The organism is Hydrogenophaga sp., from assembly GCF_031426985.1.
Lineage (GTDB): Bacteria > Pseudomonadota > Gammaproteobacteria > Burkholderiales > Burkholderiaceae_C > Hydrogenophaga.
Genome location: NZ_JASJOY010000176.1, coordinates 1 through 9,551 on the forward strand (window position 1 = coordinate 1; position 9,551 = coordinate 9,551).

Below are 9,551 nucleotides of genomic sequence, written 5' to 3' on the forward strand. Positions count from 1 at the left end.
GATCACGCGGCCGCGCGGCAGGCCGCCGACGCCCAGCGCGATGTCCAGCCCCAGCGAGCCGGTGGAGACGACCTGGATGTCTTCGATCACCTCGCCTTCGCCCAGCCGCATGATGGTGCCCTTGCCGAACTGCTTTTCGATCTGGGCCAGCGCGGCCTGCAGGGCCTTGGCTTTTTCGCTGTTGAGGGGATTGTTCTTGACGGCGCTTTCCATGTGCAGTGCTCCTTTGGGTGAGAGTGGGTACTGGCTTTCCGGCCTTGGGTTTGCGTACAGGCTGGATGCTTGAACAGGAGTTTATCGGCGAATACCCATTCAACAAGCCATTTATTGGTCAGTTTGCCTTACCATTTGGACGTGTCCGAAACCCCCACCCCATCCACCACCGACGACCGCTGGCGCGCCACCCACCTGGGCCGGCTGATGGGCCTGGCGCTGCGGCGCTTCGACGAACGTGTGCTGCACCTGATGGCGCACGACGCGCAGGTGCCGCTGGCGCTGTCCCACCTGGCCGCACGCGCACAGGTCGGCGCGGCGCACATCCACATCACGCGCCACCTGGGGTTGCAGGGCTCGCGGCTGACCGAGCTGGCCGCCGCCGCCGGCATGAGCAAGCAGGCCATGGGCGATCTGGTGACGCAATGCGAGGCCTGGGACCTGGTGCGGCGCGAACCCGATCCGCTGGACGCGCGGGCGCGCCGCATCGTCTTCACCGCCACCGGGCTGCTGTGGCTCGAAGCCTTCCGCCTGGCCGTGGCGCAGGCCGAGGCCGAGTTCCGCGCCCAGGTGGGCAACGACGTGGCCACCGTGGTCGCCCTGGGCCTGGAAGCCTACGGCGGATGAGGGCGGCGGTGGCCGGGGCAGCAGGGGTTTCCCCCTGACGCCGGGGCGCCGGATGCGCAGGCCCGCGTCCTAAAATGAAACACAGGCGCGCCCCGGCGTGCGCACCACGCCCCCCGCCACCACGCCCCCAGAACACCGGCCCGACCGGCCGCCGAGGAGACACCCATGCGCATCCTGATCGCCGAAGACGACCAAGTGCTGGCCGACGGCCTGCTGCGCAGCCTGCGCGCCGCCGGCGCTGCCGTAGACCACGTGGCCAGCGGCAGCGAGGCCGATGCCGCGCTGATGACCAACAACGAGTTCGACCTGCTCATCCTCGACCTGGGCCTGCCCAAGATGCACGGGCTGGAAGTGCTCAAGCGCCTGCGTTCACGCGGCTCCACGCTGCCGGTGCTCATCCTCACCGCGGCCGACAGCGTGGAAGAACGCGTCAAGGGGCTGGACTACGGCGCCGACGACTACATGGCCAAGCCCTTCAGCCTGCAGGAACTCGAAGCGCGCGTGCGCGCCCTCACGCGCCGCGGCATGGGCGGCGCCAGCTCCACCATCAAGCACGGCCCGCTGGTCTACGACCAGGCCGGCCGCGTGGCCACCATCGACGGCAAGATGGTCGAACTCTCGGCGCGCGAACTCGGCCTGCTCGAAGTGCTGCTGCAGCGCGCCGGGCGGCTGGTGAGCAAGGACCAGCTGGTCGAGCGCCTGTGCGAGTGGGGCGAAGAGGTGAGCAACAACGCCATCGAGGTCTACATCCACCGCCTGCGCAAGAAGATCGAGAAGGGCCCGATCCGCATCGCCACCGTGCGCGGCCTGGGCTACTGCCTCGAAAAGATCTGACGCGCCCACCGCGCCCTGACATGGCCGAGGACAAACACGACCACGAGCGCATGTCCTTCGGGCTGTTCCAGCGGGAGCAGCGCAGCCTGTTCGGCGAGATCCTGGACTGGATGCTCACGCCGCTGCTGCTGCTGTGGCCGCTGTCGCTGGCGCTGACCTGGTTCGTGGCGCAGGGCATCGCCACCAAGCCGTTCGACCGCGCGCTCGAATTCAACCTGCAGGCGCTCACCCAGTTCGTGGTGGCCAAGAACAAACGCGTGAGCTTCAACCTCACGCCCCAGGCGCGCGACCTGCTGCGCGCCGACGACAGCGACCTCGTCTACTACCAGGTGCTGGGCGTGCGCGGCGAACTCATCAGCGGCGAGGGCGACTTCCCGCTGCCGCGCGACAGCGAAACGCCCGAACCCGGCCAGGTGAAACTGCGCGACGACGTGGTGCGCGGCGACGAGGTGCGGGTGGCCTACATCTGGCTGCTGCGCGACACCGAACCGCAGCGCCTGGTGCTGATGCAGGTGGCCGAGACCAAGGGCAAGCGCTCGACGCTGGCGACCGAGATCATCAAGGGCGTGATGGTGCCGCAGTTCGTTATCCTGCCGCTGGCGGTGCTGCTGGTGTGGATGGCGCTGGTGCGCGGCATCCGCCCGCTCAACGACCTGGAGCAGAAGATCCGCGCGCGCAAGCCCGACGACCTGAGCCCGATCGAGGAGTCCTACATCCCGCAGGAAGTGGCGCCCCTGGTGTCGTCGATCAACGACCTGCTGACGCGGCTGAAGACCTCACTGACGACGCAGAAGCGCTTCCTGGCGGACGCGGCGCACCAGCTCAAGACGCCGCTGGCCGGGCTACGCATGCAGGCCGAACTGGCGCAGCGCGAGAGCAATCCGCAGGACATCCGCAGCTCGCTGCAGCAGATCGCCCTGGCCAGCACGCGCGCCACCCACACCGTCAACCAGCTGCTGGCCCTGGCCCGCGCCGAAACTACCGGCCGCGCCCTGCCCAGCGCACGCATCGACCTGGCGCGCCTGGTCATGGGCGTGGTGCGCGACTCGGTGCCGCGCGCGCTGGAGCACGGCATCGACCTCGGCTACGAAGGGCCCGAGCAGCTGCCCGACGACTGCCTGATGGACGGCAACCCCACCCTGCTGCAAGAGATGAGCCGCAACCTGGTGGACAACGCGATCAACTACACCGGACGCGGTGGCGTGGTGACCGTGCACGTGCTGTTCGACCGCTTCAGCGGCGTGCAGATCCTGCAGGTGGAAGACAACGGCCCCGGCATCCCCGAGAACGAACGCGAGCTGGTGCTGCAACCCTTCTACCGCGCGCTGGGCACCAACGTCGACGGCTCGGGCCTGGGGCTGGCCATCGTGCACGAGATCGCGCAACAGCACGGCGCGGCGGTGATGATGGAAGACGCCCACCCCGACGCCGTGCCGCGCGGCCTGCGGGTGTCGATCCGCTTCGCGCCGCGCAAACCGGCAGGAGAATGAACAAGGGCGGCCATGGCCGCCCTTGTTCATTCTGTCTGACCTGGTTCAGGCCGCCGTCGGCGGCTGGTACACGTTGAGCTGCAGGCGTTCACGCTCGACCACGCGGGCCACCGCCGGCAGCGCCGCGAAGCGCTGTGCCAGCGCCCAGGTGGCGGGCAGGGTGGTCGGGTCGATGCCGGCGTAACCGCCCCAGCGCAGCAGCGTCAGGGCGTAGGCGTCCAGCGCCGTGGGCTGTTCACCGGCCAGCCAGGGCGTGACCTGGACGGCCATGGCCTCGATCTCGCCCAGCAGACCGCGGTAGCTGTTGACCGCGAAGGCGCGGATGACCTGCTGCGCGCCCTCGTCGTCGGTGAACTTCTGCGGCATGAACACATGGGTGAACGTGGGGTGCACCGTGTTGTTCATCCAGGCCAGCGTAGACAGCGCACGCGTGCGCGCCAGGCCGGCCGCCGGCAGGATGCCCGCCTGCGGAAACTGCGCGTCCAGGTGCTGCAGGATGGCGACGATCTGCGTGATCGCCTCGCCCCCGTCCACCAGCACCGGCACCTGGCCGCGCGGGTTGAGCGCCAGGTACTCGGGCGCGCGCTGCTCGCCCTTGTGCAGCTTGACCGCCACCGGTTCGAACGGCGCACCGGCCAGCTCCAGCATGGCGTGCGGCACGAAGGAACAGGCGCCGGGCGCGTAGAACAGCTTGAGGCTCATGGCTCGTGTCTCCTGGGGAAATTCTGTTGTCTTCAGCCGAGGTGCTTCCCAAGCACACCCGCGATTTCAAACATGGTCACCTGCGGTTTGCCGAACACCGGCTCCAGCTTCGCGTCGGCGTTGACTTTGCGCTTGTCGGCTGCGTCCTGCAGACCGTGGGCCTTGATGTAATCCCACAGCTTCTTCGTCGCCTCGGGGCGCGAGACCGCGCCTTCGCCGATCACCGCGGCCAGCGCGGCGCTGGGCTGCTTGCCGGTGGCGGCCGTGGTCTTGCGCGGGGCCTTGGGGGCGGCGGCTTTCTTGGCGGCCGGCGCCTTCTTGGCCGCAGCGGCCTTTTTCGCGGGGGCGGCCTTGGCGGCCGGGCGCGCCGCGCCGCCGGCGGTCTTGCGCGGCGGGTACTTGCTGTCGCGCTGCTCGAACTCGAAGTTCACCTTGCCGGCCTCCTTGTCCCAGGCCAGGAAGGCCTTGAAGCTGCGGCGCGTGCGCATCGACACGAACTTGTCCAGCAGGTCGGTCTTGCCGGTTTCCAGCAGCTTGCGCATCTGCTCGCGCGCCACCGGCTGCTGCAGGATGATCTTGCCGCTCTTGAAGTCGCAGCTGGGCGTGGCCTGCGCCAGGGTCGGCACCGCCTTTTCGCAGACGTAGTTGGCCCCGTGCTCGTGCACCGCGCCGCCGCACTTGGGGCAGCCGCCCAGCGACTCGCTGCCGGTGAAGTCGACCAGTTCGCCGGTCTCGTCGTTCTTCTTGTCGTCGCCGAAGTCGAATTCGAGCTTCCAGTTCTTGTCTTCTTCGTTGAACTTGATGACGATCTCGGCCACGAAGGGCCAGCCCGCCTTGGAACGGAAGCCCTCCAGCGGCCCGATCTTCTTGTCGCGCAGCAGCTGTTCGGCCTCGTCGGGCTCGAAGGTGCGGCCCGCCGGCGACTTGCCGAACGAGAAACCACAGCCCTCGCTGTTGCCGTCGGCGCCGGTGCAGCCGTAGCGGCGGTAGTTTTCCTTCACCACACCGCCGCAATTGGGGCAGCGCGCCTCCAGCGTGACGTAGTTGCCCGGCACGGTGTCGCGGTCGTATTCCTTGGCCTTCTTGACCATGCGCTCGGTCATCTGCGCGATCTCGGCCATGAAGGCGCTGCGGCTGAGCTGGCCGTGCTCCATCTGCGCCAGCTTGTGTTCCCACTCACCGGTGAGCTCGGCCTTGGAGAGTTCTTCCACCTCCAGCCCGCGCAGCAGCGTCATGAGCTGGAAGGCCTTGGCCGTGGGGATCAGCTCGCGGCCCTCGCGCAGCATGTACTTCTCGGTCAGCAGGCCTTCGATGGTGGCCGCCCGCGTCGCTGGCGTGCCCAGGCCTTTTTCCTGCATGGCTTCGCGCAGTTCGTCGTCGTCGATCAGCTTGCCCGCGCCTTCCATGGCGCCCAGCAGCGTCGCTTCCGAGTAGCGTGCCGGTGGCTTGGTCTTCAGGCCCTTGGCGTCGACAGTTTCGGTGCGCACGGTCTCGCCCTCGCGCACCGGCACCAGGTTCTGGCCCTTGTCGCCTTCCTTGGCCCCTTCCACGTCTTCGGCCGCTTCCTTGCCGTACACGGCCATCCAGCCCGGCTTGACCAGCACCTTGCCTTCGGTCTTGAAATGGTGATTCAGCACCTTCGAGATCCGGGTCGTCACCATGAACTCGGCGCTGGGGAAGAACACCGCCAGGAAGCGGCGCACCACCAGGTCGTAGAGCTTCTGTTCGGCTTCGCTCAGGCCGCTGGGCGCCTGCAGGGTCGGGATGATGGCGAAGTGGTCCGAGACCTTGCTGTTGTCGAAGATGCGCTTGCTGGGCCTGATGTAGCCGTTGTTGAGCGCCGTCTGCGCGTGCGGTGCCAGGTGCTTCATGCCGCTGCCGGCCAGCATCTGGAAGGTGTCTTTCACCGTGCCCAGATAGTCCTCGGGCAGGGCGCGCGAATCGGTACGCGGGTAGGTCAGGGCCTTGTGGCGTTCGTACAGACTCTGCGCCAGCTGCAGCGTGGTCTTGGCCGAGAAACCGAAACGGCCGTTGGCCTCACGCTGCAGGCTGGTCAGGTCGTACAGCAGGCCGCTGGCCTGCGTGGTGGGTTTGCTCTCTTCGGTGACGCTGGCGGCCTTGCCACGCACCGCCTCGACGATGGCCAGCGCCTCGCGCTGGTTCCACAGGCGGTCGGCGCGCAGGTCGGCGTCGGCATCGTCGCCGGTGGGTTTCTTGAAGGCGGGGTCGAACCACTTGCCGGGGTATTCGCCGGCCTCGGCCAGGAAGCTGGCGTGGATTTCCCAGTAGTCGCGGCTGCGGTGGGCGCGGATCTGTTCTTCGCGCTCGACCACGATGGACAGCGTGGGCGTCTGCACCCGGCCCACGGTGGTGAGGAAGAAGCCGCCGTCGCGCGAGTTGAAGGCCGTCATGGCGCGGGTGCCGTTGATGCCGACCATCCAGTCGGCCTCGGAGCGGCTGCGCGCGGCGTCGGCCAGGCCCTGCATCTGCTGGTCGCTGCGCAGGTGCTCGAAACCGTCGCGGATGGCGGCCGGCGTCATGGACTGCAGCCACAGGCGCTGCACCGGCTTGCCCAGGCTCTGGTACTGCCCGCCCTTGAGCCCGCCGGCGTACTGCTCGATCAGGCGGAAGATGAGTTCCCCCTCGCGGCCCGCGTCACAGGCGTTGATCAGTTGTGTCACGTCCTTGCGCTTGGCCAGCTTGACCACCGCCGACAGGCGCGACTTGGTCTTGTCGATCGGCTTGAGCTCAAAGTAGGGCGGCAGCACCGGCAGGTGGGCAAAGCTCCACTTGCCGCGTTTGACGTCAAACTGCTCGGGCGCCGCGATCTCCACCAGGTGGCCCACGGCGGAGGTCACGACATAACGGTCGTTCTCGAAGTGGTCATCGTGCTTCTCGAACTTGCCCGCCACGGGGGTGAGCGCTCGCACGATGTCTTGGGCCACGGATGGCTTCTCGGCAATGACCAGGGTCTTCATTCTCTACAATCGGTTCCACGCGCGTACACACGCGCACACATGGATGCGCGCCCACATGCGCGCACCTGCACAAAACAACCTTACCAAAATTCCCGGCCGTGAAGAAAACCGCAGGATCCGCTCAAAGCCCCCGCCCTTCCACCGCCGGCAAGCCCGCCGCCAGCAGCCGCCGCATCCAGACGCGCCGCTCCGGCGTGCACGGCAAAGGGGTGTACGCGATGGTCGATCTGGCCGAGGGCGAGACCCTGATCGAGTACGTGGGCGAGGTCATCACCTGGGACGAGGCGCTCAACCGCCACCCGCACGATCCCCAGGACCCCAACCACACCTTCTATTTCCACATCGACGAAGGCCACGTCATCGACGCCAAATACGGCGGCAACTCCTCGCGCTGGATCAACCACAGCTGCGCCCCGAACTGCGAGGCCGAGATCGACGAGGGCCGCGTCTTCATCCGCGCGCTGCGCAACATCGCCGCCGGCGAAGAACTGTTCTACGACTACGGCCTGGTGATCGACGAGCCCTACACGCCCAAGCTCAAGGCCCAGTACCCGTGCTGGTGCGGCTCGAAGAACTGCCGCGGCACCCTGCTGGCGCCCAAACGCGGCGGCCGCGCCACACGACTCGGATGACCCCCCTGCGCCGCTTCGCGTCTTCCCCCCTGAAGGGGGGACGCACCCTGTGGCCCGGCAGAGCCGGTTCCACGGGTGCCCTGGACGATACCCCGCACGCCGGTGAGTCTTCCGCCGATTCCAAACATGTCTGACCTGCTCGCCCACGTCGAAGGCATCTGGCAGGCGGTGGTGCCGCAGCTGCCGGGCTTCACCGTCGAGGTGCTGCCCGAGATCGATTCCACCAACACCGAGCTGATGCGCCGCGCGCGCCACGGGCTGACCGAGCCGGTGCTGCTGGTCGCCGAGCAGCAGACCGCAGGCCGCGGCCGCCTGGGCAAGGGCTGGCACAGCAAGGCCGGGCAGTCGCTGACCTTTTCCATCGCCCTGCCGCTGGCGCCGGCCGACTGGTCGGGCCTGTCGCTGGCGGTGGGCGTGAGCCTGGCCGAGAGCCTGCACCCCGACGTGCGCCTGAAATGGCCCAACGACCTGTGGCTGCAGCAGCGCAAGCTCGGCGGCATCCTGGTGGAAACGGCCAGCAACGGCGACGGCCAGCAGGGCCGCCGCGTGGTGGTGATCGGCGTGGGCCTCAACATCGCACGGCCCGAGGCCGACGCGGTGGCGGCGCTGGCGGTGCCGGGTGCGGTGGCCGCCATGGCGCCGGCCGGCCTGGCCGAGGTGCACATGGGCATCACCGCCGGTGAAACCCTGGCCCGCGTGGCGCCCGCGCTGCTGCGCGATGTGCTGGGCTTTGAGACCCACGGCTTCGCGGCCTTTGCCAGCCGCTTTGCGCAGCGCGATGCGCTGCGGGGCCTGGCGGTGCGCCTGTCCGACGGCACGGAGGGCACGGCCAGCGGCGTGGACGCGCAAGGCGCGCTGCAGCTGCGCACGCCGCAGGGCCAACGCGCCGTGACCAGTGCGGAAGTGAGCGTGCGCCCATGCTGAGGCTGGTGGTCTGGCTGCTGGTGCTGGCCAACGCCGGCTATTTCGCCTGGACCCAGGGGTACTTGGCGCCGCTGGGCCTGGCGCCGGTGGACCAGTCCGAACCCGAGCGTCTGCGGGCACAGATCCACCCCGAGGCGTTGCGCCTGCTCAACGGTCCCAAAGACAGCGCGGCGGCGGACCCGGTGGCCGAGCCCGCCGCCGTGCCCGCCCCCGTCGCCAGCGAGACGGGCCCGGCCGACGCCAGCGCCACGGCGGCCGAAGCCACCCCGGCCACGACCGCCAGCAGCGGCACCCCCACGGCGCTGAACACGCCCGCCGCACCGCCGCCGCCCGCCACCGCCTGCTGGCAGGCCAACGGCTTCACGCCGGCCCAGGCCGACGCCCTGCGCAGCGCCCTGAGCGGCAGCGGCCTGCCGCGCGATCGCTGGCAACTGGGTGAAGTGAAGCTGGGCGGGCGCTGGGTGGTCTACATGGGCCGCTACAACGACGAGCAGATCGAGCGCAAGAAGACCGAACTGCGCACCATCGGCGTGGCATTCCGCGAACTGTCCGGGCCGCTGAGCCCGGGCCTGGCGCTGGGCACCTACTCCAGCGAATCCGCCGCCCAGCAGGCCTTGCAGGACGTGAGCCAGAAGGGCGTGCGCACCGCGCGCGTGGCGCAGGAGCGCACCGAGACCAGCGCCTGGAACCTGCGCCTGCCCGAGGTCACCGACGCCCAGCGCGGCACGGTGGCCGGCCTGGGCGCTGCGCTGGCGGGCAAGCGGCTGCAGCGCTGCAACTGACCAAGTGTCAACGGATCCGGACACGTCCGATCCGCCGCCCCGCTGCTCGACCCTGAGCACCCAACGCAAAAAGCCCATGCCGGCGAGGGCATGGGCTTTTCGGGGTCCAGGGCACCCGAGGAATCGGGTGCCGCAGGAGGGCGCTGTTACTTACTTGCTGACGACGCGGACCATTTCGAGGCACTTGTTCGAGTAGCCCCACTCGTTGTCGTACCAGCTCACGACCTTGACGAAGGTCTTGTCCAGCGCGATGCCGGCGTCGGCGTCGAACACCGAGGTGCAGGTCTCGCCGCGGAAGTCGGTGGCCACGACCTTGTCGGTGGTGTAGCCCAGCACGCCCTTGAGCGCGCCTTCGCTCTGCGCCTTCAT

General features: G+C 68.7%; 8 protein-coding genes and 2 pseudogenes. 6 read left to right on the top strand and 4 right to left on the bottom strand.

Annotated features, from left to right (window positions below; all coding sequences use genetic code 11):
- Positions 1-213: pseudogene (gene recA, locus RMP09_RS18710) on the bottom strand (recombinase RecA); the annotation flags it as partial.
- 207 nt (positions 214-420) lie between these two features.
- On the opposite strand from recA, the gene RMP09_RS18715 reads away from it, so the two are divergent.
- The 3 genes from RMP09_RS18715 (at position 421) to RMP09_RS18725 (ending at position 3,164) form a co-directional block, all read left to right on the top strand.
- Positions 421-840: a MarR family winged helix-turn-helix transcriptional regulator gene (locus tag RMP09_RS18715; protein WP_310567494.1), complete on the top strand. Its 420-nt coding sequence runs from the start codon at positions 421-423 to the stop codon at positions 838-840.
- Between the two features lie 165 nt (positions 841-1,005).
- Positions 1,006-1,674, top strand: coding sequence for a response regulator transcription factor (locus RMP09_RS18720; protein WP_310567488.1), 669 nt, complete (start codon positions 1,006-1,008; stop codon positions 1,672-1,674).
- Positions 1,675-1,694: 20 nt separating this feature from the next.
- The gene (locus RMP09_RS18725; protein WP_310567489.1) at positions 1,695-3,164 is read left to right on the top strand and encodes a sensor histidine kinase; all 1,470 of its coding nucleotides are present in this window, start codon (positions 1,695-1,697) and stop codon (positions 3,162-3,164) included.
- Between the two features lie 45 nt (positions 3,165-3,209).
- Here the strand turns inward: RMP09_RS18725 and RMP09_RS18730 are convergent, their stop codons facing one another.
- Both RMP09_RS18730 and RMP09_RS18735 read right to left on the bottom strand, forming a co-directional pair.
- Entirely contained in the window at positions 3,210-3,866 is a 657-nt protein-coding gene (locus RMP09_RS18730) for a glutathione S-transferase family protein (protein ID WP_310567490.1), read from the bottom strand.
- 32 nt (positions 3,867-3,898) lie between these two features.
- The gene (locus RMP09_RS18735; protein WP_310567491.1) at positions 3,899-6,844 is read right to left on the bottom strand and encodes a DNA topoisomerase III; all 2,946 of its coding nucleotides are present in this window, start codon (positions 6,842-6,844) and stop codon (positions 3,899-3,901) included.
- A gap of 98 nt (positions 6,845-6,942) precedes the next feature.
- Between RMP09_RS18735 and RMP09_RS18740 the strand changes: the two genes are divergently transcribed.
- The 3 genes from RMP09_RS18740 to RMP09_RS18750 all read left to right on the top strand — a co-directional run bounded on the left by RMP09_RS18740 (position 6,943) and on the right by RMP09_RS18750 (position 9,182).
- Positions 6,943-7,476 (top strand): SET domain-containing protein, encoded by a 534-nt coding sequence (locus tag RMP09_RS18740; protein WP_409559760.1) that lies wholly within the window; start codon positions 6,943-6,945, stop codon positions 7,474-7,476.
- Between the two features lie 126 nt (positions 7,477-7,602).
- On the top strand, positions 7,603-8,400 hold the full coding sequence (locus RMP09_RS18745; RefSeq protein WP_310567492.1) for a biotin--[acetyl-CoA-carboxylase] ligase: 798 nt from the start codon (positions 7,603-7,605) through the stop codon (positions 8,398-8,400).
- Positions 8,394-9,182 (top strand): SPOR domain-containing protein, encoded by a 789-nt coding sequence (locus tag RMP09_RS18750; protein ID WP_310567493.1) that lies wholly within the window; start codon positions 8,394-8,396, stop codon positions 9,180-9,182. The genes RMP09_RS18745 and RMP09_RS18750 overlap by 7 nt, the downstream gene beginning before the upstream one ends.
- A gap of 150 nt (positions 9,183-9,332) precedes the next feature.
- Here RMP09_RS18750 and RMP09_RS18755 read toward each other — a convergent pair.
- Positions 9,333-9,551, bottom strand: a pseudogene (locus RMP09_RS18755) (type I glyceraldehyde-3-phosphate dehydrogenase); the annotation flags it as partial.